A 511-nucleotide genomic window follows, 5' to 3' on the forward strand; every position below is an offset into this window, starting at 1 on the left:
CCTTAGGGAAAGCTGCCCGGGCAACTCGCACGGTCTCGGCCGGGATCTCACCAATCGGCTCGGGATGAAGACTCATGCCATCCTCCTCTTGCTGAATAGCCAACAGGGAATTCGCCGACAGTATCTCTCCTATCTGTGGACGAACGAGGGCTGGCTGTACCTGGCCGTGATCCTCGATCTGTTTGCTCGGCGGGTGGTCGGCTGGGCGGTCAGCGACAGCCTTCACAAGGAGCTGGCGCTGGAGGCGCTGAGCAAGGCTGTGGCCATCCGGCGGCCATGATCCATCATGCGGATCGCGGCAGTCAATATTGCGCGACAGCCTATCAGGCCGAGTTGCGGAAACACGGCATCCAGATCTCAATGTCCGGCAAAGGCAATTGCTTCGACTGTGAGAATGTCGGAGCCGCTCGGAGGGCCTGACCCTTGCTACGATTGACCTCATGTCATTGCATTGACGTGTCGGTCCTCCGGGCGGCACCTGGCGGCCTGCTACAGCGTGACATGATAGGAG

Annotated in this window: 1 pseudogene; it reads left to right on the forward strand. The window is 60.3% G+C overall.

Features of this window, described 5'->3' with window-relative positions:
- Window positions 1–124: 124 nt before the first annotated feature.
- Window positions 125–387: pseudogene (locus FS320_RS44975) on the forward strand (DDE-type integrase/transposase/recombinase); the annotation flags it as partial.
- Window positions 388–511: the final 124 nt, after the last annotated feature.

The organism is Microvirga tunisiensis, from assembly GCF_009296175.1.
GTDB classification, from domain to species: domain Bacteria; phylum Pseudomonadota; class Alphaproteobacteria; order Rhizobiales; family Beijerinckiaceae; genus Microvirga; species Microvirga tunisiensis.